Origin of the sequence: Sorangium sp. So ce295 (assembly GCF_051527405.1) — a bacterium.
Classification (GTDB): Bacteria; Myxococcota_A; Polyangia; order Polyangiales; family Polyangiaceae; genus Sorangium; species Sorangium cellulosum_B.
Genome location: NZ_CP150324.1, coordinates 2,892,988 through 2,916,809, shown reverse-complemented (window position 1 = coordinate 2,916,809; position 23,822 = coordinate 2,892,988). Strand labels below are relative to the sequence as shown.

Sequence of the window (23,822 nt, the reverse complement as noted above, 5' to 3'; positions counted from 1 at the left end):
GTGCGGTCCGCGACACGGCGACGCCTTGCGTCGTCCATCACGCTCGGAGGCTCCAGTGTCCGGAGGCAAGTTTGCGCTCCTCGAAGTACCGGATCTGAATGGTGGGGAACCGTCCTACCTGCGCCTCGGGGCCGCCGCGCCGCTCGGCGAGAGCGCGGGCGACGATCTCGCCGAGCGGATTCAGACGTTCACCGACGACGACCGAAAGCGGGACGGCTCGCCCAATTTCGTGCCTGTGGGCGAGCGAAAGGCCGAGACCGCGAAGCTGCACACGAAGGGCGGCTGGCGCGATCACACCGACGGCAACCGCATCTCGACCACCAAGGGCGACAAGGTCGAGGTGATCGGGGGGAACTACCGCCTGCTCATCCTCGGCCGCGGGGAGCACCAGGCGGGCTGGGACGTGTCGGGAGGGCACGTCACCGAGGTCAGCGAGACCTTCGGCGGCGGCACCACGATCGAGTGGGTGCAGAACTACGGCGGGACGTGGAAGGTCGTCGAGACGACCATCAAGGGCGAGGTGCACACCCTCTACCACGGCGACGTCTACGACCATTACTTCGGGAAGGTCAAGGAGAGCCAGACCGGCACGGACACGTTCCCCACGCTGAATGTCACCGACGACTTCATCGATGACAAGAACCCGCCCTCGCCCCAGGCGATCCCGACGGACAACCCCACGATCGTCGACAGGACGTGGGCCAAGAGCATCTCGTCCTATACCGGCTCGGAGAAGCTGCCGGTGCCGTCGATCTCGGACGAGACCTGGGCGGAAGTGATGGTGACGAAGACGAACGCCACCTCGATGACCGACGAGACGACGGTCAAGGCGGAGTCGAAGTCCACGATGAAGGCCGCGTCGATCACGTCCTCCACCAAGGTCGACGGGACCATGGATGACCACACCGAGGCGGACATCATCAAGAGTTATACGAAGGCGAGCAAGATCATCTCCGAGACCCACGCCGACACCGAGGACGATATGTACGGCGACGCGGACTCGTACACGCAGGGCAACAGCAAGACCGTCGTCGAGGGGATCGAGACGACGATCAACCTCGGCATGGTCAACGAGGTCGTCCTGGGGGGGATGATCGAGGCGACGCTCGGCGCGGAGGTGACCTTCACGGCCGGCGGCATCGTCGACGTGACCGTCGGGCTCAAGGCGGATTTCAGCTTGACCGGGAGCATCGAAGTCTCCGCCGGCCCCACGCACAAGATCAGCCCGGCGGACGTCGAGCTCCACATGAGCAAGACGGAGATCGCGCTCGCCAACAAGATCGTCTCGGCGTTCAACCTCTTCGTTTGAGGGCGCGAGCACAACGCTCCACGCGCCACCGGATACGGAGCTCCCATGGCCGGCGATGGCAAGTACGGTATCCTCCATGTGCCTGATTTCGGCGACGGCATGTCGTCGTACCTGCGCATCGGCGCGGCCGAGGGCGACGAGTACACCTGGCGAGATCACACCGACGGCAACCGGGTCATCACCACGCGGGGCGACAAGGTCGAGGTCATCGGGGGCACGTACAAGATGACCGTCCTCGGCCGCCGCGAGTTCGAGGGCGGCTGGAAGGCGGAGGACGGGCAGATCAACGAGAAGAGCATCACCTTCTACGGGTCGGGCGAGTTCGACTTCATCCAGGGCCCCCGCGGCGAGAAGCGCCTGCGCGAGAAGACCGTGAAGGGCGAGGTGCACACCACCTACCACGGCGATGCCTTCGAGTTCCATTACGGCAGCAAGCTGGAGAGCGTCACAGGACACGACAGCCCGCCGCGCAACCTGGACGAGATCACGGACCCCTGGGGGCTCCCGTCGTCAGGCGTCCTCGGGGAGAACCCCACGATCGTCGACAGGACGTGGGCCAAGAGCATCTCGTCCTATACCGGCTCGGCGAAGCTGCGGGTGCCCTCGATCTCCAACGAGACCTGGGCGGATACGATGGTGTCGAAGACCCACGCCACGTCGATGACCGACGAGACGACCATCGACGGACCGTCGAAGTCGACGATGAAGGCAGGGTCGATCACGACCTCGACAACGGTCACCGGGACCATCGATGACCACACCGAGGCCGACATCATCAAGAGCACCACGAAGGCGAGCAAGATCATCTCCGAGACCCACGCCGATACCGAGGACGACAAGTACGGCGACGCGGACTCCTACACGCAGGGCAACAGCAAGACCGTCGTCGAGGGGATCGAGACGACGATCAACCTCGGCATGGTCAACGAGGTCGTCCTGGGGGGGATGATCGAGGCGACGCTCGGCGCGGAGGTGAGCTTCACGGGCGGCATCTCGGCGAGCGCCACGATCGGCCTGGAGGCGTCCGTCTCCGTCGCCGCGTCGCTCGAGGCCAGCATCGGGCCCACGCTCTCGATGGGGCCGGAGAAAGTGAAGGTCACCCTGGACCGGGGCAAGTTCGTGCCCGTCCGCACGAACATCGCCGCAGTCCACCTCATGACGTGACGCGCAAGCGCGACGACCCTCACGGATGGCGAACAAGAATCTCACCCCGTTCCTCTTCGGCAGCAAGGTCACCTCGCGGAGGCCGCCCCAGCCGGAGATGACCCTGATCGTCCGGGCGAAGTTCATCCTCACGCCCGGAGCGCCGCTCTCCCTGCCCGAGGGCCACCCGGCGCTCGCGCAGGAGACGCTGCGCGGCGACGTGTTCCACGACGACGATCACGAGCAGACCGGCGAGTGCCTGTACCCGAGCGATCTGGCGGACTTCAAGCCCCACGCCGACGTGCTCCTGCTCGGCACGTGCCACACGCCGGGCAAGGCGCGCATGACCGAGTGTCCGGTGCGGTTCGGCGTCGGGTCCTGGTCGAAGATCCTGCGCGTGGTCGGCGAGCGCGTGTGGATGGATGGCCTGATCGGGCCCGCCATGAGCGATCCCGTGCCGTTCGACCGGATGCCGCTCGGCGATCGGCGCAGCTTCGGAGGGCCGGGGCACCCGCTCAACCCGGAGGGCAGGGGCCACGGGACGCGCGAGCTCCCCAACGTCGAGGGCGCGGACGATCTGCTGCTGTCGCGCTCGGATCGGCCGGCGCCCGCGGGGTTCGGGCCCCTGTCGCCGAACCGGCCCGATCGGCGCGCCCGGGTCGGGAAGAACTACGGCAAGGCGTACCGCGAGAAGCGAGCGCCGTATTTCGCCGACGACTTCGACTGGACCTATTTCAACTCGGCCCGGCCCGATCAGTGGCTCCCGTACCTGCGCGGCGACGAGGAGCTCCTGTTCCAGAACCTCCACCCGGACGCGGAGGTCTTCCGATCGCGGCTGCCGGGCCTCCGGATCCGCCTCTTCGCGAACGACGCGGAGCGCGGGTTCCGGGAGGTGCCGATGCACCTCGACACGCTGCTCGCCAACCTGGACGAGGGGGCCCTGTTCCTCACGTGGCGCGGCCTCACGGAGGTGACCGACGACGACCTCTCGCGCGTCACAACGCTCGTCGCCTCCGAGCCGCTCGACGGGCCGGCGCTGCCCGAGGAGCATTACCGGGAGATCCTTGCGCGCTTCGAGGCCGATCCGCTCGAGATCGAGGAGCAGCTCGCCCCGGAGCTCAAGGAGGAGTGGGGGGCGCTGCAGGCGCTGCAGAAGAAGGGCGACGGCGCGGCGCCGCGCGACGGCGGCGACGCGGCGGCGCTCGACCCGCTGTCGACGCTGCTCAAGGCGCGGCTCGGCGACGTCGCGAAGCCGCAGCAGGAGAGGATCGGCCGGGCGATGGCGGGGCTCGCGGGCGTCGCGCTGCCGGGGGGCAAGGTCCTCGGCAGCGTCATCGCGGAGGCGCTGCGCAACCTGCCGAAGGCCTCGCAGGCCCTGCCGCCGATGAGCTCCGCCGCGTCCCCCGTGCTGATGGACGCGGCGCTCCGGACGGCCTTCCGGCGCGTCGCGCGGGCGGTGGAGGAGGCGAAGGCGCTCGCGGCTGCGCGCGGGACCCAGGTCCCGGCGCTCGCGGCGTGGGACAAGCTCGCCGGCGATCCGAAGCTCGCGTCGATGGGCCTCTCCGTGGCCCCGCCGCGGCCGCCCGGGCAGATCGGGCCCGGGAGCGACCTCCGCGACCAGGACCTGAGCGAGCAGGACCTGAGCGGCCGCGACCTGACCGGCGCGGACCTCACAGGCGCCCTCCTCACGGGTGCCAACCTCCGGGGCGCCAGGCTCACGCGCGCCATCCTCAAGCAGGCCGTGCTGTTCGACGCCGACGTGAGGGAGGCCGATTTCACGGGCGCGGACCTGAGCCTCGCCACCCTGCAGAGCGCCTCGGCAGAGCGCGCCGTCTTCCGCGGCGCCACGCTGGAGGGCACCACTTTCGACGGCGCGCGGCTCATGGAGGCCGATCTCTCGGGCACGCAAGGGTCGCAGCTCGTCTTCTCGAGGGCGGACATGACGGGGGCCGTCGCGCGCGGGGCGGCGTGGGCCGTGGCCTTCCTGGAGGACACCGTGCTCGAGCGCGCGGACCTGTCGCAGGCCTCGCTCACGCGGTGCTTCGTGTCCAAGGTCAAGGGCGCCTCCGCCACGTTCGCGGGCGCCACCCTCACCGGCTCGAGCTTCTCCGGGTCCGATCTGACAGGCGCGAGCTTCACGGGCGCGCGGGGCGACGGGAGCGTGTGGATGGGCGCGACCCTCACCGGCGCGGATCTCAGCCTCGCCGTGCTGACGGGCACCCTCTTCAGCGAGGCCACGGCCGAAGGTGCGAGCTTCTTCGGGGCCAACGTGCGAGGCGCCCGGTTCGACCGGGCAAACCTCACGCGCGCCGACTTCACGCGGGCGAACCTCTTCGAGGCCGACCTGCTCAGGGCGCGGGTCCCGGAGGCGAAGTTCGTCGACGCGAACCTCTACGATGCAAAATTCTACGAAACCTCGGGATCCGGCTGTGATTTCAGGGGGGCGAACCTGAAGAAGTCGACGCTGGAGCGAGATCGATGACCCCGGACGAGCTGAGGGCGCTGCTCCAGGCGGGCGAGGCGCTCGAGGGCAGGACGCTCGGCGACATGGATCTGCGGGGGGCCGATCTCCGCAAGGCGCGGCTGCGCGGCGTGAAGCTCGGGCGGGTGCAGCTGGAGGGCGCGGACCTCTCGGGGGCCGATCTCCGCGGCATCAAGATGGCCTGGTGCGCGCTCCGCGGCGCGGACCTGTCGGGCGCTGATCTCCAGGGCGCGGCCGTCGCCCAGAGCGACCTCTCGGGCGCGAACCTCGCCGGGGCGAACCTCACGGGGGCGAGCCTGGTCCGCGGGCAGCTGACCGGGGCGAACCTGCGCGGCGCGCGGCTCCAGGAGGCGAACCTGGCCGAGTCGAAGCTCGCGGGGGCAGAGCTGTCCGGGGCGACCCTGAAGGGCACGCGGCTCGACCTCGCCGACCTGTCGGGCGCGGCGCTCGACGGGGTGACCGTCTCGCAGTCGTCGTTCACCCGGGCGGATCTCTCGGGCGCCTCGCTGTCGCAGGCGCGGATCGAGGGCTCGTCGTTCACCGAGGCGAACCTGACGCGGGCCGATCTGTCGGGCGCCGAGCTCGACACGGTGGTGTTCCTGAAGGCCGATCTCCGGGAGGCCGTGCTCCCGAAGAAGCTCACGAAGACGGTGTTCGACGGCGCGCGCCTCGGCCGGCTCGACCTCTCCGGGGCGGATCTCGCGGGCTCGGCGCTGGAGGGGATGGACTTCGCGGGGGTGAGCTTCGAGAACGCGAACCTCACGCTGTCGTCGCTCCAGGGCACGGACCTCCGGGGCGCGAGCTTCCGGGGCGCGACGCTCGACCAGACGGTGCTCGCGGGCTGCGATCTCACCGGCGCGGACTTCCGGGGCGCGACGCTGAGGTCGTGCATGCTGTACCGGGCGCGGCTGCCGGGCGCGGATCTCTCGGGCAAGGACCTCGAGATGGTGGTCTTCAAGGAGGCCGATCTCTCGGGCGCCGACCTGTCCGGATCGCGGCTCGTGCGCTGCGTGCTGGAGGGGGCCAACCTGACGGGCGCGAACCTGACGCGCGCGCTCGTCTCGCAGACCACGCTGCGGACCGCGGTCGTGGAGGGCATCACCTTCGAGAAGGCGATCTTCGACTGCGTGGACTTCTCCGGCGTGGACCTGACGCGGGCGTCGCTCTCCGGGCTGACCATCTCGCGGTGCTTCTTCGTGCTCGGGAACCTCTCGGGGATGGACCTCTCGGGGTGCAACCTGTCGAACAGCGACTTCACCTCGTGCAACCTGGAGCGGACGCGCCTCGACGGCGCCATCCTGGCGAACGCGAACTTCAAGGGGGCGAACCTGCGGCAGGCCTCGCTGGCGGGCGCGATGGCGAAGGCCGCCTTCTTCGGCGACGGCGTGCTCGCCGGCGCCGGGCTGACGCAGGCGATGCTCCGCAATGCGATCTTCGTGAAGGCCGATCTCTCGGGGGCGAACCTCGCGGGGGCCGACATCCGGGAGACGGTGATGCACGAGGTCCGCGCGGCCGGGGCGCTGTTCGTGGGGGTCAAGGCGCACCACGCCGATCTGTCGCACGCGGACATCTCGGGCGCCGACTTCACCGGCGCGGACCTGCACTGGGCGAACCTGCACCACGTCCGCGACGAGAAGACACGTTATCTCGATGCCAACCTCGCCACGGCGAGGCGCACGGACGTCGATCGGCTCGAGGCCGAAGCATGGATGCCGCCCGAGCGGCGCTCGCAATGAAGGAGGAGCGATGTCGATGGGAGCCATGAAGGAGAGCGATCGCGCGGCGGCCGTGCGGGTGGACGCGGCGGCGGGCGAGGAGCACGCGCCTCGGGCGTACGGCGCGTACGGCGCGCACGGCTCGCGCGGCGCGGACGTGCTTCGGATCGGCCTCCCGCGGGCCGGGGGCGGGGGGGCCGGCGACCCGGGCCAGGAGGGCGCCGCGGCGCTCCCGAGGGAGTACCTGGGCCCGGGCCAGGTCACGGCGGCGGAGGGGGGCGCGATCGCGGTGGAGCTGCCGGGCGGCCAGCCGGTCGCCGTCGAGATGGCGCTCGCGCTGCCCTACGAGCCCGCCGTGGGCGACACGCTGCTCGTCATCGGCAGGGAGGAGCGCTACTACGCCATCGGCGTGCTCCACGGCGCGGGTCGGACGGTGCTGTCGCTCCAGGGGGACGTGGCGGTGCACGCGAGGGATGGAGAGCTCTCGCTGTCCGGGGACAAGGGCGTCGCGATCCGGGGGCCGGAGCTCGAGGTGCAGGCGGGCAAGATCCGGATGGTGGCCGACGCCGTGGTCCAGAGGTTCACCTCGATGGTCCAGCGGGTGAGCGCGCTGCTGAGCGTGCAGGCGAGCGAGTCGCACACGATCGTGGAGAAGACGGCGTTCACGAAGGCGAAGAACGCGACGATCCTGACCGAGGAGACGGTCACGGTGAACGGCAAGCAGATCCTCTTGGGATAGGAGGCCGGCGCGATGCTCCCTGCGAACAACAAGTGTACCGGCATGAGCGCCGGGTACCCCGACGTGTGCCTGTCGCCTGCGCTCGGCCCGTTCCCGTTCCCCAATTTCGACCCGAACGCGGTGAAGTTCCCGTTCTCGTTCAACGTGTGGTTCTCGATGGGGCCTGCGCTGAGCCTCCTGGCGCGCGCGATCCTCACGATGGGCGACTGGCTGGGCACGCTGCACTGGACCTTCATGGGATCAGGCCAGTACACGTTCGGCAACGTGCGGGTCTTCGTCAACTATGCCCCCGCCACGTCGCTGCTCTCTCCGAGGGCCGGCAACAATTACAACTGCTTCATCGGCGTCCAGGTGTTGCCGAGCGTGACCAACGTCTTCATCACGTACAACGGGGGCAGCGCCGGGGGCGCGCGGCCCGCCGGCGCCCCGATGCTGGCCGATCTGGACGCGCTTGTCGCGTCGCTCCACCCGTGCGGCGGCGCGTCGCCTGTCGAGAGCGTCCAGCTCGAGCCGGGGGTCGGGTACGTGAAGATCCGCACCTTCTCGCTGGACGTGCCCGCCCGGGTCCACACGGCGGTGAGGGCGCTCGAGGCCGAAGGGCTGGAGACGCTCGTGCTGGATCTGCGCGACAACCCCGGTGGGGACCTGAGGGCATTCCTCGAGCTCGCGGGCGACTTCCTGGAGCCGGGGAGCGTCCTCGGGAGGGCGATCGACGCGGACGGCGACCAGATCGTGTACCGGTCGAGCCACCGGGATCCGTGCCGCGCGCCGCTGTGGATCCTGGTGAATGGCGGGACGGCGTCGGCGGCGGAGCTCTTCGCCGGCTGCCTCCAGTGGCACGGGAGGGCGGTCGTGGCGGGGGAGCGCACGTACGGGAAGGGGACGGCGCTGAAGGTCGCGGCGGATCCGGAGGATCACGCGCCGGTGCTCGCGGCGGCCGCGAGGATGGTCCTGCCGGGGGGAGAGGCGATCCAGGGGACGGGGATCCGGCCGGATGTCGAGCTGGGGGCGATTGAAGGGGCCGATCGTGGCGGGGAGCGGCGATCGCTGATGGACTTGATCGCCGGCGCGAAGGCCTGAGCGCTACTTCCGCCCGCCAGAGGTCCGGCCAGGGATCGGGAGAGAGATTTCAACGCAAAGTCGCAAAGCCGCAAAGCCGCAAAGCCGCAAAAGAGAACAGATTTGTATGTTTTTGCGTCTTTGCGCTCTTGGCGTCTTTGCGTCGAAATCTCTCTTCGTTTGCGAGACGGATCCCCGGCGGGATTCGTGACACGCGGAACCGGCCGCCGCTCGGCTCAGGGGCGCACCGCGAGGTACACGGTGCTCCATAGCTGCACCGCGTTCGACTCGTCGTGATGCAATCGCTCCGCGCCGAAGGGGACCAGCTTGTAACAGCCGCCCTCGAAGGCCCAGCTCCAGAGCTCCCGCGTGCTCGCCTCGCGCGTCGCCGCGATGACCTCCCAGAGCGCGCTCCGCGCCCGCTCCAGCGCGCCCCGCGCGCGCGCCGGCAGATCGCCGCGGCCGAGCTGCCGCTCGAGGCCCGCGGCCAGCATCGCTTGCTGCCACGACCACGTGACGGTCCCGTGGTAATGGGCCGCCGTGAAATCCCTCTGGATCGCCGGATCCTGCGCGAACGCGGGGTTCGCGACCAGGATCCCCACCGGCGTCCGCAGGCCGGCCGGGAACGGGCGGATCAGGCGGCCCGCGATCTCCTCCAGCGCAGCGGGCGGCGGCTCCGTGAACAGGAGGACGAAGCTGTCGTCGGAGTGCATGATGGGAATCGGCTTCCCCTCGCTGTCGAGCGCGACGGCAGGGAACGAGAGCATCCCCGAGAGCGACGCGAGCGCCGGCGCCGCGTCCAGGCCCAGCGACGCCGCATAGGACGACACCCGCCGCCTGGCCTCGTCCTCCGGCAGCTCCACACGGAAGAACACGCCGGCGTCCTTCCACGCGCGCGCGAGCCGCTCCGCCCGGCCGGCGCGCTCCGCGTCCGCGCCGAGCAGCGGGCTCGCGAGCAGCCGCGCCGACGCGCGGAGCGCGGCCGGAACCAGCGCGGCGTTCACGTCGTAGGGGATCCGGCCGCCCGCCAGGCCCTCCTGGCTGTCACGCCACTCGCCCACCTTCGTGCCCGCCTTGAGCCCGATCAACGTCATCGGATCCCCCGTCTCGGCGAACGGGGCAGCGAGGTGGAGCACGAGCGCCACGTTCCGCGCGAGCGCCTCCGCATACGTGTCGCCCCCCGGCGTCCGGCGCGACAGGAACTCGGCGGCGCGCTCCCTACCGGCCGCGCTGCCGAGGAGATACTCGGCGGCGACCGGCGCGAGGAGGAAGTCGTCGTCGATCATCTTGTAATCGTAGACGGGCTCGCGCAGCGCCCCGGGGATGCCCGAATCGAGGTGCATGAGCGCCGCGTACTCGCCGATCGCCTCCTCGTGCGCGACCTCACCGGCCAGGCTCAGCCGATCGAGGACCGAGCCGAGGCCCGCCTCGACCACCGCCGGCTCGAGGACGGGCAGGAGCATCCTCACCGCGAGCAACGTGTCCCGGCCGAAGTACGTAAGGAAACGCCAGGACCCGGCCAGCAGCTTCTCCCGGTACGCGAGGAAGCCGAGCGCCTGGCGGTGGCGCGGATCGTCGCTGGCGCGCTCCGTCACGAGCTCATCGAGGGGCACCGGCGTGAGCGGCGCCTCGTCCGAGAGCGCCGTCACCCGGACACGGAGGCCGCTCGGCCCTGCCACCAGCTCGATCCGGCCGTCGTCCCCGAGCGCGGCCGTCGTGCCGTCCTGCGGCTCGATGAGCAGCTCGAGGTGATGATCGCCGTCCAGCATCGTCCGCCGCACGGCGATCGCCGCGCCCCGCTGCGAGGCGAACGCCTCGACGTCGTTCCCGAGCCAGGCCGGAACCTCGGCGTCGCGCCCCACGTCGCGGAGCGTACGGACACTCCCTAGGAGCACCCGATGGACACGCAGCACCGGCGCCTCGCTCGCGAGGAGCGCCGACACGCCGCGCATGACGCCGGGCCGCTCCACGCGCTCCACGTCAGAGACGTCCCCCTCCACCGAGAGATCGACCGGCGCGGGCAGAGCATCGAACCACACCGCGATTCCCATGTTGCCTGCCGGAAAAGCGACGATGAGCCGCGGCGACTCGCCCGACGTCGTCAAGAGATGGGCGGCGATATGACCACGACGGAAGAAATGGTTGTCTATCTGGCCTTCTTGCAGATCGAAGGCCAAGAGCTCAGCAGGTGGCGGCGCGGAGGGCGCCTCGCCGTGCGGTGCGCCGGAGACGCAGGAGGCGGCAAGCAGCGTGGACAAGGTGGCTCCCCTCAGGAATCGCTCGATCTTCGTGGGCCTCGTGGGCACCGCGGGACCGTACCCAGCCGGAGCGCGCCTGCCAAGGACCAAGGGTCTTCGGTGGCCGCCAGCTTACGTCTCCGACGCGCTGGCCGTTTATCGCGAGTTTTCAGCGAAATTTACCGAGACAGGGCGGATTCGGCAGGACGCCTGGGAGGGCGTCGCCACGGCCTCACTCCGCGCGGCACGTCTGGCTCCGGGTACGGACGCAACGGACGCAACGGACGCAACGGACGCGACGGACGCAAGATGCAACGAAGCAACGGACGCGACCGACCAGAGCACCAGAGGGCACGATCGCGATGACGAGATGACGAAGAAAGAGTTCACGCCTTTGTTGCCCTGTGATAACCCATCCGAGAACTCAGTTGTTGATAGTGGGTTCGCAGCAGGCGAATGGCCTGCGCGCCATTTTGAGGAAGGGGGTTCGAGATGGACGAGAGCATCTCCGGCCAGGCCGCGGCCGGCAGCAATGGTTCCGAACGCGCGAAGCTCAGCGTTCCGCAAGAGGGCCTGATCACCACCTGGGTTGATGGCAGCCTCGGCGTCGTCGAAGAGGTCGTGCGCGCGGGGTTCGGCTTCCTCGAGGACGTGCGCGTCGAGACGCAGGAGCGGCTCGGCGCCACGCTCGACCTGCTCGAGGGGATCGATCGCAGCATGTTCCGGGTCGCGCGCAAGACGCTGGCCCGCGTGGACGGAATCAGCGAGCGCGCCATTTCGAACAGCCAGCTCGGCTGGTTGGCGCTGCTCGGCACGATCCGCCGCACGTCGCAGGGCGCCGCGGGACTCGCCTCCGAGACGGTGGTCGCCGTCGTGGGCGAGCGCAAGGCGACTCAGCAGCTCATCATGCGATCATCGTGAGCCCGACGAGCCCACAACGCCGTTCCATCCGCCGGCAATAGAACCGCTCTTCATAGCGGGGTGCAGGTTCGTGGGATATGGGCGCAGCCGCCAGGCACGCAAGCGAGGCGTACGCCGGTCAGCGCCCCTCGGCCCCCCGCCCTGGCTTCCGCCGGCGGTAGAGCCCGATGACCAGCGCCAGCACGGCGGCGCCCAGCCCGGCGACGGCGATGAGCCGCGCCGTCGTGCTCCACCGGCCGAACGGCCACCGGCTGGCCTGTCCCGCGCTGTCCGCCTCGCCGCCCGCGCGGGGGAGCGGGACGAGCGCGCGGCGGGCTGCCGCCGCCTCGGCGAGCGCGCGGCGGACGCCGGCGGCGTCGAGCGAGGCGCCCGCCGGGATCAGGGCGCGCAGCGCGGAGCGCGCCCTGAAGAACGGGGCGCCGTCGCTGCTCCACGCGGCGGGCGCGCTGTCGAGCGCCTCGTCGAGCGCGGCCGGGATCACCTCCTTGACGATCGCGTCCACCGCGCCGGGCGACGCCGACCTCGCGAGCGCGATGTAGCCGGCGTCCTGGATCCCGCGGCGAAGGCTCTTCAGGCGCATCGAGGGGAGCACGCCGGGAAAGCCGACGGATCGGGAGGAGAACGCGCCCCGCTGCGTCCCGGGATAGAGCAGCATGCCGTCGCCGAGGCACGCGTCGCCGTCGCGGTTGTGGAAGTTCTCGGCGACCGTGAACGGGTCGATGGGCCCTTTGCCGCCGCGGTTGCCGTCGTGCCAGAACGCCGTCTCCCACAGGAACCAGCGGTCCACCTCGTGGGAGGCGGCGATCCAGCCGTCGGCCATGAGCCCGGTGAGCGGCGCGTCGATCATGAACGTGCCGGTCCGCGGCAGCGCGCCGTTGTACACCCAGAGCCGCTGGCCCGCCTCGCGCGCGGCCCGCGCCCACGTGGAGTCGAAGCGGTTCGCCGGCGTGAGCACGAGGTCGACGTCCTGCTCCACCGGAGGGACCTCGCCGCACGAGTGCCCCACGAGGACGCGCGACGACACGCGCGAGCCGCGGATCAGCCGGCGCCAGCCGGGCCCGCGGGGGCTCTCGCACTGCTCGTCGATCGCATAGAGCATCACGTCGTCGACCGCCGGCGGGAGGAGGTCCGCAACCGCCTCGACGCGGTGGAGGGTCGCTTCCGCCGGATCGCCGAAGCCGCCATAGGCGCCGAGCGCCACCGCCCCGGGCGGCACGCCCGCGCCAGGCCCCCGGTAGCCGCGCGCCTCCGTGAAGAGCGAGCCGTCGATCGCCGCGCGCAGCCGCTCGACCTCGGCGGGGCTCCGGACCGACGCGAAGCCGTCGACGTGGTGCTCGTGGAGCAGCTGCCAGAGCTGCTGCTCGACGGCGGGCCCGTCGCCGACCCGCTCGGCGACGCGATCGGCCTCGTAGAACGCGATGAAGTCGACAGCGCCGTACGGCAGCACCGGCGGGGCGACGTCGAGCTTCAGATCGAGCGACGCGAGCTCGCCGTGCGACGCCGATCCGACCACCACCCTCCCCTCGTAAGCGCCGGGGAGGGCGCCCTCCGGGACGTGGAGATCGATCCAGACCGCCCGGGTCTCGCGGGCGCCGACCTCGAGCGGGTACGGCGCCCAGGGGGGCGCGAGCTCGACCGGGATGAGCGCGTCGGGGAGGAACCCGAGGTGAACGTCGTCGGGCGGCCGCGCCGCAGGGCTCCACCCGAGCGACTCCCGGGGGCGCTGCTCGTTGCGCGAGCGCTGCGTGATCTCGACGTAGTGCTCGACGAAGCGGCGGATCGAGATCGTCTCCGCGGGCGCGGCGCCCTGCCCCTGCGCGGGCTGCTGCGGCGCCGGCGGCGCCTTGGCCGGCGCGCCCGGGCCGGCCGCGGGGCCGAGCGCGGAGAGCTCGACCGTGACGCTGCGCACGGGCTCGGCGCCGGACTCGACGACGACCTGGAAGGCGACGACCTCCGCGCGGAGCGCGCCGAGCCGGATCGGCTCGCCGGGCCGGAAGACCGCGTTTCCTTCGCCGCGCGAGAGCGGCAGGCCGACGTCCTCCCGGCGGACGCGCGTGCCGTCGTCGGCCACCCAGACGCGCGCGCGCTCGGGCTGCCCCTCGCCGGCGGCCGCTTTCGCGAGGGCGGCGCACGCCATGGCGGAGAGCAGCGCGGCGGGGAGGTGCGGGAAGGATCGCGGCATGGCGCTCGGCTCTCCGAGGAGGAGCGACCGCCAGGATCGGCCGCCGTTCCATCCTAGGGGCGCCGCGCCCGCCCCCTCAAGCGCGCCGGTTGACAGGCCGGCGGGGCTCGGGCGATCTCGCGCCGTGGATCTGACCAGAGCGGCACTCCTCGCCGGCGGCGCCGCCGTGGCCGGCGCCATCAACGCGGTGGCCGGGGGCGGCACGCTTGTGTCGTTCCCCGCGGCGATCGCGGCGGGGCTGCCCCCGCTCGCGGCGAACGCGACGAACGCCGTGGCGCTCACGCCGGCGTCGCTCGCGTCGGCGTGGGCGTATCGCCGCGAGCTCTCCCGGGACTACCGGGTCCTCCGCGTCCTGTTCCTGCCTTCGCTGCTCGGCGGCGTCGTGGGCTCGGCGCTCCTGCTCGTGACGCCGCAGCGCGTGTTCGACGCCGCGGTGCCGGGGCTCGTGCTCGTCGCGACGCTGCTCCTGCTCTGGCAGAACCTGCGCCCGGCGAAGCCCTCCGCGAACGGCGGCGCGGCGGATCCCGGCGCGGAGCGCTTCGCGCTGCCCTCCCGGCCGTGGCTCGTGTTCCTGCTCCAGTTCCTCGTGAGCGTCTACGGCGGCTACTTCGGCGCGGGCATCGGCATCATGATGCTCGCGCTGCTCTCCTCGTTCGCGGGCGACGTGGACATCCACCGGCTGAACGGGATCAAGACGGTGCTCGCGAGCCTGATCAACGGCGTGGCGGCGCTCGCGTTCCTGTTCGCGGGCGCGGTCGACGCGGTCGCCACGCCGATCATGATGGCGGCGGCGGTGGTCGGCTCGCTCGCCGGCGCCGTGGTCGCCCGCCGCATCGAGCCCAGGAAGGTGCGGTGGTTCGTCGTCGCGCTCGGCCTCACGCTCACGGCCAAGCTCGCGTGGGACCGGCTCGGCGGCTAGCTCGGCGGCTCGCCCGGAACGCTACGCGACCCGCGGCGCCTCGAGGCTCATCATGAAATGGGAGGCGGGCATCCTGAGGGTGTCGCCCACGAAGCGCTCTTCGATCCGGGCGAAGGACCGGTCGGCGAGCCGCCGGAACGCCTGCGGGGTGCGGATGTAGTCGCCGCGATCGTTCTTCGCGATGAGCCGCGCCAGCGACGACTGGCCCTCCCAGAAGGCGGTGTCGAGCGTGATCACGCGGCCCGAGGGGCGGATCGAGCGCGCGACCAGCGAGAGCAGCGAGCTCGCCACCTCGTCGTCCACGTGGTGCAGGAGGCCCAGCATCAGGACCCGGTCGAAGGGGGCCAGCGCGCGCGCGTGCAGCTCGCCGAACGGCTCGTCGTAGAACCTGGCCCGATCCCCGTGGCGCGCGCGGGCCGCCGCGATGTGGCGGCGGTCGGTGTCGAACCCGTGGTAGTCGACCGCCGGCAGGCGATCGAAGTAGTACGCAGGGCCGCAGCCGATATCGAGCACGCGATCGCCGGGGCGCAGATCGAGCGCCTCGAGGCACGCGCGCCGGGCCAGGTCGGCCCCGACGAGGCGCTGGGAGAGGACGTACAGGGCGGCATGGCCGCGATCGAGCAGGTGGGAGGAGAGCGCCATGAAAGGGCGGCGAGCCTAGCTCGCGCCCGGCGGCGAGGGTAGCCCCTGCGGCCTCACGTCCTCGGCCGGATTTTCCTCGAACGCCTGGCTGAGCGGCGCGCCCTCCACCGCGAGCGCGATCGCGCCGAGCAGCACCACGAGCCCGACCTGCAGCGAGTAGGTCGAGAAGACGAGCGCCGAGCCGGGGCCCATCACGACCTCCGGCGCGAGGTAGAGCGAGAGCCCCGCATAGACCGCCATCTGGAACGTGCCGAAATACCCCGGCGCGTTCGGGAGGAGGACGCCGAGGTGGAGCACGCCGACGAGGACGGCCGCCCGCGGGAAGTCGATGGGCAGAAGGCCGCACCCGAAGGCCACGACCTGCATCGCCCACACGTTCAGGAGGAAGTACCCCGCCGTCGCCAGGAGGAACGGGGCCGTGTACCGGAGCCGGGGCAGGAAGCCGAGGCCCGAGGCGACCCGCTCCACGGCGTCGGCCAGGCGGCCCGCGAGCTTCGGCGAGACGAGCCCGACCACGCGCTCGGTCGCGCGCCGCGCCCAGGCCCTGCGGAAATAGAAGACGCCTATCGCGACGAACGCCGCGCCGAAGACGGCGAGCGCCAGGTAGGCGGCGCGCGGGACGGCGGCGGCGGGGACCGCGAGATCGCCGATCCGATCCGGGAGCGGCTCGCGGGGGCGCGCGAGCGCGAGCCCGGCGAGGAGCAGCGCGCTGAGGAACAGGCCGTCGATGATCCGCTCGGCGGCCACCGTGCCCGCCGCCGCCCACGCGGACAGGCCGCGGCGGCGGATGAGCAGCGGGCGCACCGCCTCCCCGGTGCGGAACGGCATCAGCACGAGCGCGCCATAACCAATGAAGGAGACGGCGACGACGCGCCGGAGCGGCACGGGCTCGATGGGCGCGAGCAACCACGTCCAGCGGTGGGATCGAAGGTAGAGCGCGGCGACATAGAGCGCGCCGTGCAGCGCCAGCGCCCACCACGAAACGCCCGCGAACGCGGCCCTGTCCGGCACGACGGGCAGCCCCCCGACGCGCAGCACCCACGCGCAGCCGAGCGCGACGAGGAGCGACGCCGCGATCGCGAGGCGATGCCTCTGCAGGCTCCGGGACCGGAAGAGGCCTCGCAGCGACGCCGGCTTCGCCATGCTCATGCGGCCGCGTCTACCACGGCCCCGCTGCCCGAGGTAGCGAAGCACCATCGCGCACGGTTCGCGCCGTGTAAGTTCTTTCGTTCTGATCTATCCTCCGGCGCCCCATGGAACCCATGAAGGTCGTCCTGCTCGCCGGAGGCTTCGGAAGCCGGCTCGCCGAGCACACCGAGGCTCGCCCGAAGCCGATGATCGAGATCGGCCCGTATCCGATCCTCTGGCACATCATGCAGATCTACGCGGACCACGGGTTCAACGATTTCGTCGTGGCCTGTGGCTACAAGGGCGAGGTCATCAAGGATTACTTCCACAACTTCTACGTTCGCAGCGCGGACTACGTGGTGAATCTGCGAGACGGCGCCCAGCGCTTCGTCCGGAGCGCCGCGCCGGACTGGACCGTGGCCCTCGTGGACACCGGGCTCAACACGATGACGGGCGGCCGGCTCCGGCGGCTCGACGCGTGGCTCGACGGCCCGCGCTTCATGTGCACCTACGGCGACGGCGTGGGCGACGTGGATATCCGCCGCCTCGTCGAGTTCCACAAGTCCCACGGCAAGCTCGCGACGGTCACGGCCGTCCGCCCGCCGGCGCGCTTCGGCGGGCTCTCTCTCGAGGGCAACCTCGTCCGCGAGTTCTCGGAGAAGCCCCAGTCCGGCGAGGGCTGGATCAACGGCGGCTTCTTCGTGTTCGAGCGGCGCGCGCTCGAGTACATGGCCGACGACACCACCGTGCTCGAGCGCGAGCCGCTCGAGCGGCTCGCCTCGGAGGGCCAGCTCGCGGCGTACCGGCACGACGGCTTCTGGCAGCCGATGGACACGCTGCGGGAGAAGCGGCTCCTCGAGTCGCTGTGGGAGTCCGGCAAGGCGCCGTGGAAGACCTGGGCATGACCGGTCGCGGCGCCTCGTTCTTCGCCGGGCGCGCGGTGCTCGTCACCGGGCACACGGGCTTCAAGGGCAGCTGGCTCTCGCGCTGGCTGACGCTCATGGGCGCGCGCGTGGTGGGCTTCTCGCTGCCGCCGGAGGGGCGGCCGAACCTGTTCGAGCTCGCGGGCATCGCGGGCGACGTCACGTCCGTGACCGGCGACGTGCGGGATCTGCCGGCGCTGCTCTCCGTGGTCGAGGAGCACCGGCCGGAGATCGTGCTGCACCTCGCGGCCCAGCCGCTCGTCCGGCGCTCGTACCGCGAGCCCGCGGAGACGTTCGCGACCAACGTGATGGGGACGGTGAACGTGCTCGAGGCGTGCCGGCGCGTGGGCTCCGCGCGCGCCGTCGTCGTCGTGACCTCGGACAAGTGTTACGAAAACCGCGAGTGGGTCTGGGGCTACCGCGAGGACGAGCCCATGGGCGGGCACGACCCGTACAGCAGCAGCAAGGGCTGCGCCGAGCTCGTCACGGCGGCCTACCGGCGCTCGTTCTTCTCCGGCAGCGGCGCGGCGGTGGCGTCCGCGCGGGCGGGGAACGTCATCGGCGGGGGCGACTTCTCCGAGGATCGGCTGGTGCCCGACATCGTGCGCGGCGTCGCCGCCGGGGAGCCGATCGTCATCCGCAACCCGCTCGCGACCCGGCCCTGGCAGCACGTGCTCGAGCCGCTCGGGGGCTACCTCCTGCTCGCGCGGCGGCTGTGCGAGGCGCCCGCGGCCCACGAGGGCGGGTGGAACTTCGGGCCGCGCGACGGCGACACGTGCGCGGTCGGCGGCGTCGCCGAGCGGCTCATCCAGCAGCTCGGGCGCGGCGAGCTCAGGCTCGTGCCGCCCGAGCACCGCTCCGGCCCGCACGAGGCGCAGCTGCTGCACCTCGACATCAGCAAGGCGCGCGCCCGGCTCGGCTGGACGCCGCGGCTCACGCTCGACGAGACCGTCGCGCTGACGGCGCGCTGGTACCGCGCGTACCTCGACGACCCCGCGTCGAGCCGCGCCGAGCTCGACGCGCAGATCCGCGCGTACGGGGTCGATTTCGCATGAGCGCCGGGCTCGGTGCGGTCCTCGTCACCGGCGCCACGGGGTTCATCGGCGCGGCGCTGGCGGCGCGGCTCGCGGCGACGGGCGCGCGGACGGCGTGCATCGTCCGCGCGGAGAGCCCCCGCCGGGCGCGGCTCGCGGACATCGCCGGGGTGGAGGTCCTGCCCGTCGCGTCGTTCTCGACGCCGGAGCTCGCGCGGGCCGTCGCGGCGATCCGGCCCGAGGTGGTCTTTCACCTGGCCGCGTCCGGGGTGAGCCCGAGCGAGCGGGATCCGGAGCTCGTTGTGGACGGGAACGTGGGGTTGACGACGCGCCTGCTCGCGGCGCTCGCGGAGATCGAGCCGCACCGGCCGGCGCGCTTCCTCCACGCGGGCTCGTGCTCCGAGTACGCCCCGGCCCAGGAGCCCGCGCGCCTCCGCGAGGATCACCCGCTCGATCCGGCGTGCGTCTACGGCGCGGCCAAGGCGGCCGCCTACCTCTGCGGCAAGGCCGTCGCGGCGCGGCTCCGGATCCCCTTCGTCGCGCTGCGGCTCTTCGGCGTCTACGGCCCGGGCGAGGGCCCCTCGCGCCTCATCCCTCACCTCATCGCGCGCTTCCGGGCGGGCGAGGCGCCGGCCCTGACGCCGGGCGCGCAGGCGCGCGACCTCACCTACGTCGACGACGTGGTCGAGGCGCTGATCGCCGCCGCGACGTCGAGAGGCCTCGAGTCCGGCCGCGCGTACAACGTGTGCTCGGGCGCGCCGGTGCGCGTCCGCGAGGTGGCCGAGCGCGTCGCGCGCGCGGCTGGCTGGCCCGGCGACGACCTGGGCCTCGGGCGCCTCCCCTACCGGGACGGCGAGCCCATGTGGATCGTCGGTGATCCATCCCACTTCGCGGAGGCGACCGGGTGGCGGCCCCGGATCGCGCTCGACGAGGGGGTGCGGCGCATGATCGAGGCCGCCGATGCGGAGAGGGCGCCGTGAGCGACGCGGAGAGCGGGCGCAGGCTGATCTCGATCGTCGTGCCGGTCTACAACGAGGAGCGCAACGTGGCCCCGCTGTACGAGGCGGTCGCCGCGGTGATGCGCCGCATCGCGGATCGGTACGACTTCGAGCTCGTCTTCACCGACAACCGGAGCACCGACGGGACCTTCGACGAGCTCGTGAAGCTGGCGGCGCGGGACGAGCGGGTCCGCGTCTTCCGCTTCTCTCGCAACTTCGGCTTCCAGCGCTCCATCTACACGGGGTACATGAAGGCGCGCGGAGACGCGGCCGTGCAGATCGACTGCGACCTGCAGGACCCGCCGGAGCTCATCCTCGATTTCGTGAAGGAATGGGAGGCGGGCGCCCAGGTGGTTTACGGGATCCGCCGCAGCCGCAAGGAGGGTTATCGGATCACCCTGCTCCGGCGGGTGTTCTACCGCCTGATCGATTTCCTCAGCGAGGATCACCTGCCCCACGACGCGGGCGACTTCCGGCTGGTGGATCGCCGGGTGCTCGAGGTGCTGCGCCAGGTCGACGACACGAAGCCCTACCTGCGCGGGATGCTGGCCACGCTCGGGTTCAAGCAGACGGGCATCGCCTACGATCGGGCCGCGCGGGAGCGGGGCGAGAGCAAGTTCCGGATGAAGGATCTCGTCGGGCTGGCGCTCGACGGCATCCTCAGCCACTCGACGGTGCCGCTCCGGGTCGCGACCTACACGGGGCTCGTGGTCTCGGCGCTGACGCTCCTCGCGATCGCGGGCTACGCCGTCGGCAGGGTCATCTATGGCGCGGACTGGCCTGCGGGCTTCGCGACGACGACGCTGCTCATCCTGCTCTCGCTGAGCATCAACGCCCTGTTCCTGGGGGTCATCGGCGAGTACGTGGGCCGCATCTACCAGCAGGTGCGCAGGCGCCCGCTCACGATCATCGACCAGAGCGTGGACCGGGCGCCGCCGCGCGAGGCGGGCGCGGCGCCCCAGGCCGAGATCCGCTATTCGCGGACGTCGAGCACGGTGAACCCGCTGTTGGAATAGACGGTCTTGTAGCGGTCTATCGCCTTGTTCTGGCCGCGGCGCAAGACGACGTAATCCACGCCATAACGCTCCCGCAGCGTCCGGACGCGGGCCTCGTCGAGGCTGTCATAGCCGTCCAGATCCTTCTGGCCGCGGACCTTGCGCCCGGTGACGGCCTCGAGCCGGCGGAGCCACTCGAGCACGTCGGCCGGGACGATGGGGTTCGACTTCCAGTCGACGACGATCGGCCGCTGCCCGTGGAAGCGCATCTTCTCGCTCTCCGGCGGCGTCAGGAAGATCGCGTCGACAGGGGTGCTTGCCTGCATCCAGGCGTACAGGGCGCGCTCGTCGGCGCGCAGGCCGGAGAGGACGCTGGAGTGCCGGCGGATCTCCTTGAGCTTCGGCACGAGAAAGACGAGCAGGACGGCGAGCGCGCCGGCGAGCCCCACGAGCGCGCCGCCGCGCTGCCAGAGCGCGCGGGCGCGCGCGAGGCCGGGTTCGGGCGCGAAGCGCCGGGCGGACTCCGAGGCGAGCCGGGACAGCGCGGCGGCGGCCACGACGCCGACGGCCAGCGCCGGGACACGCGCGGACTTCTCGACGCTGCCGTACAGGGCGAGGACCCCGAGGCCGCCGACGATCAGGGCCATCGCGGTGACGCCGTAGCGACGCCCGGCGGAGGGCTCCAGGAGGACGCGCACCGCTCCCGCGCACCCCAGCGCCGTGAGGAGCAGCTCCGCGTGCGGGGCGACGCGCCACGCGAAGAGCTGCGTGACGGGGCGCAGCCCCGCGAGGGCCGAGAGGCCGACGCACGTCCAGATCACGAGGACGAGCGCGAGGATCAGGGTGACCAGCCTCGCCGCAGGGCTCTTGCGGTTCCTTGTGAGCGGCAGGGCCGCGCCCAGCCCGAGCAGGTGCCACGCGATGAAGCCGAAAAACTCGCGCTCGCGGCCCTGGATGACGAAATGATGAGGGGCCCGGATGGTGGTGTAGATCTCCTGTGCGAGCCTCGCGTCCTTCGCCCCGGCGGTGGCGAGGATCATCGGCGCAAAGAGCGCGAGGACGGCGAGCGGCGGCAGGAGCTGCCGCGAGGCGCGGTGAAAGAGCTCTCTCCGGTCGCGCACGCCGAGCCCGAGGTGCGCGAGCGCGTAGGCGCCGAAGAAGAGGATCAGGTAGTTGGCGTGGAAGAGGCCGCTCGCAGCGAGCGCGATGCCGGAGGCGAGCCACTGGCCCCGCACGAAGAGGGGCACCGAGATCAAGAACGCCGCGGAGCCCAGCGACGAGGGCTGGAGGATGAAATCGAAGACGTAGGTATCGCAGGGACCCCAGGTGCGCGTGAGCGTGGCGAACGCGACGAGCAGGAGGAAGCTGGGCAGCGCGTGGCGGCGATCGACGAGGGCGCGCAGCAGGAAGTAGACGGCTGTCGTGCCGACGCCGATGACCACGGTCTGGGCGATGCCGACGCCCCACCCCTTCTCATTGAGCGCGAGGAGCCCGGCAGCCAGGTACTTGAACGCGGGGTGATAGTGGGTCGTGCTGGTCGCAAACCAGTCCCGCGCGAGGATGTCGGGGTGCACGAGCCGCAGCGACCCGAGCATGTACACGACCTGATTGTTGACGCCGCAATTCCACCCGAACGAGGCCCCGAACAGCAGCGATACCACCGCCGCCAGCGTGACCTCAGCGCGATCCCAGATGCGTTCCAGCACGGACATGGCGGCGCGAGACTACCGCGCGGCCGAGCGCACCGCCAAGGGGCAGCTCGCTCGCTCGCGCGGCGTATCCGCCGGCGCCTTCGTCGGCCTCGTCTGGCTGGTCTGCTTCGTCTGCCTGGTCTTCTTCGTCTGCTTCGTCTGCTTCGTCAGATTGCGGGCGGCGACGTGACGACGGCCCGGCCCGGCCTCGGACCCACGAGCACCGGATAGAGGGCGCCCGCGAGCACGCCGCCGGCGAGCGGGGCGAGCCAGAAGAGCCAGAGCTGAGACAGCGCCCCTCCGCCGACGAACAGGGCAGGACCGGTGGAGCGCGCCGGGTTCACCGACATGTTCGTGACCGGGATCCCGATGAGGTGAACCAGCGTGAGCGCGAGCCCGATGGCGATCGGCGCGAACCCGCGCGGCGCGCCGTGATCGGTCGCGCCGAGGACCACCATCACGAAGCCGAACGTGAGGACGATCTCGGTCAGGAGGCTCGCGAAGAGCGAGTATCCGCCGGGCGAGCGCCCGCCATAGCCGTTCGACGCGAAGCCCGCGTGCACGGCGAACCCGGCGGCGCCGCTGGCGATCGCATAGAGGATCCCGGCGGCGACGATGGCGCCGGCGATCTGGGCGAGGACGTACGGCAGGAGGTCCCGCGCGGGGAAGCGCCCGCCCGCGATCAGGCCGAGCGTCACGGCGGGGTTGAAGTGCGCGCCCGAGATGTGGCCCACCGCGTAGGCCATCGTCAGGACGGAGAGCCCGAACGCGAGCGCCACGCCGAGGAAGCCGATCCCCAGCCTGGGATACGCCGCGGAGAGCACGGCGCTCCCGCAGCCGCCGAGCACGAGCCAGAACGTTCCGAGAAACTCTGCGGCCGTACGCCTGGACAACGACATCTCCATCTCTTCATCTCCCCCTGCGGCAGGCCCCTCGGCGCGGATCGACGCGCGGCAGCGGCCGCGCCCGACCGTGGAGCCATCCCGACGGCTGGCGCAGGCCGTACGGTCGACCGGCGGGCACCCCGCCGAGGCGACGCTCCGCCAGCCCTTCGTCGACATTGGATGAGCCCCGGCCCGCCGCGTTGCGGTCGGACCGCTCCGGATCGGTTCACCTGATCGAGAGCGCCTCCCCGGCGGCGGCCGGACGGGCCGCGCGGCCCAGAGGCCATGAGGCCCCCGCCGGCGGCGCCTTCGGGAGCCTCGCGCCGCGGACCATCGCCGCGGCGACCTCGCGAGATCGGAGCGCCTTACAGGCCGACGAGCTGCGGCGGGCAGCTGTACGCGTTGCCCATGTGGGTGACGTCGGTCTGCTGGCCAGAGATGCTGTCTCGGTCGCCGGAGAGGGTGGTCCCTGCGTTCGTGTTCTCCAGGACCACGTAGTTGCCGCCCAGGTCATGGGCCTTGTTCTTCATGTCGTTGACCGCGCCCTCCTGCAGGTTCGCATTGCTGGTGAACGCTCCAGACACGGAGCCGCCCTGCTCGCCGATCACCGTCCCCAGGAACCGGCACCCCTGCGGGGCCGACTGCTTGGTGACGATGACCTTCTCGGCGCCGGGGTTGAGCCCGACGGCGGCACACGCGGGGAGGGTCAGGCAACACAGGAGGAGAGCAAACGCACCGTGGATCGATGTCTTCATGGCAAGCACCTTGTGTCGATTGCTACGTGCGCGCGCGAGCGCTTCTTCCTCGCTGGACCGCCGGGC

General features: G+C 71.5%; 20 protein-coding genes. 13 read left to right on the top strand and 7 right to left on the bottom strand.

Annotated features, from left to right (window positions below; all coding sequences use genetic code 11):
- Window positions 1–55: 55 nt before the first annotated feature.
- Genes WMF11_RS11260 through WMF11_RS11235 form a run of 6 tightly spaced genes read left to right on the top strand, consistent with a single transcriptional unit; the run spans window position 56 to window position 8,468 of the window.
- Window positions 56–1,309, top strand: a complete 1,254-nt coding sequence (locus tag WMF11_RS11260) for a hypothetical protein (RefSeq protein ID WP_437977455.1) — start codon at window positions 56–58, stop codon at window positions 1,307–1,309.
- 45 nt (window positions 1,310–1,354) lie between these two features.
- Window positions 1,355–2,473 (top strand): hypothetical protein, encoded by a 1,119-nt coding sequence (locus WMF11_RS11255; RefSeq protein ID WP_437977454.1) that lies wholly within the window; start codon window positions 1,355–1,357, stop codon window positions 2,471–2,473.
- Between the two features lie 25 nt (window positions 2,474–2,498).
- The gene (locus WMF11_RS11250) at window positions 2,499–4,934 is read left to right on the top strand and encodes a DUF2169 domain-containing protein (RefSeq protein WP_437977453.1); all 2,436 of its coding nucleotides are present in this window, start codon (window positions 2,499–2,501) and stop codon (window positions 4,932–4,934) included.
- Complete coding sequence (locus WMF11_RS11245) at window positions 4,931–6,670, top strand: pentapeptide repeat-containing protein (protein WP_437908408.1); 1,740 nt, start codon at window positions 4,931–4,933, stop codon at window positions 6,668–6,670. Before WMF11_RS11250 ends, WMF11_RS11245 begins: the two co-directional genes overlap by 4 nt.
- A gap of 10 nt (window positions 6,671–6,680) precedes the next feature.
- Window positions 6,681–7,388 carry a DUF3540 domain-containing protein gene (locus WMF11_RS11240; protein ID WP_437977452.1) on the top strand — a complete coding sequence of 236 codons (708 nt, stop codon included), beginning with the start codon at window positions 6,681–6,683 and terminating at the stop codon, window positions 7,386–7,388.
- A 12-nt stretch (window positions 7,389–7,400) separates the two neighbouring features.
- Window positions 7,401–8,468 carry a S41 family peptidase gene (locus WMF11_RS11235; RefSeq protein WP_437977451.1) on the top strand — a complete coding sequence of 356 codons (1,068 nt, stop codon included), beginning with the start codon at window positions 7,401–7,403 and terminating at the stop codon, window positions 8,466–8,468.
- A 215-nt stretch (window positions 8,469–8,683) separates the two neighbouring features.
- Here WMF11_RS11235 and WMF11_RS11230 read toward each other — a convergent pair whose 3' ends face one another.
- Window positions 8,684–10,705, bottom strand: coding sequence for a hypothetical protein (locus WMF11_RS11230; RefSeq protein ID WP_437977450.1), 2,022 nt, complete (start codon window positions 10,703–10,705; stop codon window positions 8,684–8,686).
- Window positions 10,706–11,176: 471 nt separating this feature from the next.
- Here WMF11_RS11230 and WMF11_RS11225 point away from each other — a divergent pair, with 471 nt between their 5' ends.
- The gene (locus tag WMF11_RS11225) at window positions 11,177–11,605 is read left to right on the top strand and encodes a hypothetical protein (RefSeq protein WP_437908404.1); all 429 of its coding nucleotides are present in this window, start codon (window positions 11,177–11,179) and stop codon (window positions 11,603–11,605) included.
- 118 nt (window positions 11,606–11,723) lie between these two features.
- Here WMF11_RS11225 and WMF11_RS11220 read toward each other — a convergent pair whose 3' ends face one another.
- Window positions 11,724–13,787, bottom strand: coding sequence for a hypothetical protein (locus WMF11_RS11220; protein WP_437977449.1), 2,064 nt, complete (start codon window positions 13,785–13,787; stop codon window positions 11,724–11,726).
- Window positions 13,788–13,911: 124 nt separating this feature from the next.
- Here WMF11_RS11220 and WMF11_RS11215 point away from each other — a divergent pair, with 124 nt between their 5' ends.
- Window positions 13,912–14,706, top strand: a complete 795-nt coding sequence (locus WMF11_RS11215; protein ID WP_437977448.1) for a sulfite exporter TauE/SafE family protein — start codon at window positions 13,912–13,914, stop codon at window positions 14,704–14,706.
- A gap of 21 nt (window positions 14,707–14,727) precedes the next feature.
- On the opposite strand, the gene WMF11_RS11210 is transcribed toward WMF11_RS11215, so the two are convergent.
- Window positions 14,728–15,348, bottom strand: coding sequence for an SAM-dependent methyltransferase (locus tag WMF11_RS11210; protein WP_437908401.1), 621 nt, complete (start codon window positions 15,346–15,348; stop codon window positions 14,728–14,730).
- Window positions 15,349–15,363: 15 nt separating this feature from the next.
- Entirely contained in the window at window positions 15,364–16,497 is a 1,134-nt protein-coding gene (locus tag WMF11_RS11205) for a lysylphosphatidylglycerol synthase transmembrane domain-containing protein (RefSeq protein ID WP_437908400.1), read from the bottom strand.
- 113 nt (window positions 16,498–16,610) lie between these two features.
- Here WMF11_RS11205 and rfbF point away from each other — a divergent pair, with 113 nt between their 5' ends.
- The 4 genes from rfbF to WMF11_RS11185 are packed head-to-tail and all read left to right on the top strand — an operon-like array spanning window position 16,611 to window position 20,447.
- Window positions 16,611–17,381, top strand: a complete 771-nt coding sequence (gene rfbF / locus WMF11_RS11200; protein WP_437979300.1) for a glucose-1-phosphate cytidylyltransferase — start codon at window positions 16,611–16,613, stop codon at window positions 17,379–17,381.
- Window positions 17,378–18,454 (top strand): CDP-glucose 4,6-dehydratase, encoded by a 1,077-nt coding sequence (gene rfbG, locus WMF11_RS11195; protein WP_437977447.1) that lies wholly within the window; start codon window positions 17,378–17,380, stop codon window positions 18,452–18,454. The genes rfbF and rfbG overlap by 4 nt, the downstream gene beginning before the upstream one ends.
- Complete coding sequence (locus WMF11_RS11190; RefSeq protein ID WP_437908398.1) at window positions 18,451–19,413, top strand: NAD-dependent epimerase/dehydratase family protein; 963 nt, start codon at window positions 18,451–18,453, stop codon at window positions 19,411–19,413. The genes rfbG and WMF11_RS11190 overlap by 4 nt, the downstream gene beginning before the upstream one ends.
- Window positions 19,410–20,447 carry a glycosyltransferase family 2 protein gene (locus tag WMF11_RS11185; RefSeq protein WP_437908397.1) on the top strand — a complete coding sequence of 346 codons (1,038 nt, stop codon included), beginning with the start codon at window positions 19,410–19,412 and terminating at the stop codon, window positions 20,445–20,447. The genes WMF11_RS11190 and WMF11_RS11185 overlap by 4 nt, the downstream gene beginning before the upstream one ends.
- Here WMF11_RS11185 and WMF11_RS11180 read toward each other — a convergent pair.
- Window positions 20,405–22,138: a DUF6798 domain-containing protein gene (locus WMF11_RS11180; protein ID WP_437908396.1), complete on the bottom strand. Its 1,734-nt coding sequence runs from the start codon at window positions 22,136–22,138 to the stop codon at window positions 20,405–20,407. The genes WMF11_RS11185 and WMF11_RS11180 overlap by 43 nt on opposite strands.
- Here WMF11_RS11180 and WMF11_RS11175 point away from each other — a divergent pair.
- On the top strand, window positions 22,137–22,307 hold the full coding sequence (locus tag WMF11_RS11175) for a hypothetical protein (RefSeq protein WP_437977446.1): 171 nt from the start codon (window positions 22,137–22,139) through the stop codon (window positions 22,305–22,307). The two genes, WMF11_RS11180 and WMF11_RS11175, sit on opposite strands and share 2 nt — an antisense overlap.
- Here the strand turns inward: WMF11_RS11175 and aqpZ are convergent.
- Window positions 22,285–23,016, bottom strand: a complete 732-nt coding sequence (aqpZ, locus tag WMF11_RS11170) for an aquaporin Z (RefSeq protein WP_437908394.1) — start codon at window positions 23,014–23,016, stop codon at window positions 22,285–22,287. The two genes, WMF11_RS11175 and aqpZ, sit on opposite strands and share 23 nt — an antisense overlap.
- Before the next feature lie 350 nt (window positions 23,017–23,366).
- The gene (locus WMF11_RS11165; RefSeq protein WP_437908393.1) at window positions 23,367–23,756 is read right to left on the bottom strand and encodes a DUF4156 domain-containing protein; all 390 of its coding nucleotides are present in this window, start codon (window positions 23,754–23,756) and stop codon (window positions 23,367–23,369) included.
- Window positions 23,757–23,822: the final 66 nt, after the last annotated feature.

Excerpts from the sequence above, each read along its gene's own strand:
- WMF11_RS11255 (WP_437977454.1), top strand. The coding sequence starts at position 1,355 with ATGGCCGGCGATGGCAAGTACGGTATCCTCCATGTGCCTGATTTCGGC.
- WMF11_RS11250 (WP_437977453.1), top strand. The coding sequence starts at position 2,499 with ATGGCGAACAAGAATCTCACCCCGTTCCTCTTCGGCAGCAAGGTCACC.
- WMF11_RS11190 (WP_437908398.1), top strand. The coding sequence starts at position 18,451 with ATGAGCGCCGGGCTCGGTGCGGTCCTCGTCACCGGCGCCACGGGGTTC.
- WMF11_RS11220 (WP_437977449.1), bottom strand. The coding sequence starts at position 13,787 with ATGCCGCGATCCTTCCCGCACCTCCCCGCCGCGCTGCTCTCCGCCATG.
- WMF11_RS11180 (WP_437908396.1), bottom strand. The coding sequence starts at position 22,138 with ATGTCCGTGCTGGAACGCATCTGGGATCGCGCTGAGGTCACGCTGGCG.
- WMF11_RS11175 (WP_437977446.1), top strand. The coding sequence starts at position 22,137 with ATGGCGGCGCGAGACTACCGCGCGGCCGAGCGCACCGCCAAGGGGCAG.
- WMF11_RS11205 (WP_437908400.1), bottom strand. The coding sequence starts at position 16,497 with ATGAGCATGGCGAAGCCGGCGTCGCTGCGAGGCCTCTTCCGGTCCCGG.
- WMF11_RS11240 (WP_437977452.1), top strand. The coding sequence starts at position 6,681 with ATGTCGATGGGAGCCATGAAGGAGAGCGATCGCGCGGCGGCCGTGCGG.
- WMF11_RS11210 (WP_437908401.1), bottom strand. The coding sequence starts at position 15,348 with ATGGCGCTCTCCTCCCACCTGCTCGATCGCGGCCATGCCGCCCTGTAC.
- WMF11_RS11235 (WP_437977451.1), top strand. The coding sequence starts at position 7,401 with ATGCTCCCTGCGAACAACAAGTGTACCGGCATGAGCGCCGGGTACCCC.
- aqpZ (WP_437908394.1), bottom strand. The coding sequence starts at position 23,016 with ATGTCGTTGTCCAGGCGTACGGCCGCAGAGTTTCTCGGAACGTTCTGG.
- WMF11_RS11245 (WP_437908408.1), top strand. The coding sequence starts at position 4,931 with ATGACCCCGGACGAGCTGAGGGCGCTGCTCCAGGCGGGCGAGGCGCTC.
- WMF11_RS11225 (WP_437908404.1), top strand. The coding sequence starts at position 11,177 with ATGGACGAGAGCATCTCCGGCCAGGCCGCGGCCGGCAGCAATGGTTCC.
- rfbF (WP_437979300.1), top strand. The coding sequence starts at position 16,611 with ATGAAGGTCGTCCTGCTCGCCGGAGGCTTCGGAAGCCGGCTCGCCGAG.
- rfbG (WP_437977447.1), top strand. The coding sequence starts at position 17,378 with ATGACCGGTCGCGGCGCCTCGTTCTTCGCCGGGCGCGCGGTGCTCGTC.
- WMF11_RS11165 (WP_437908393.1), bottom strand. The coding sequence starts at position 23,756 with ATGAAGACATCGATCCACGGTGCGTTTGCTCTCCTCCTGTGTTGCCTG.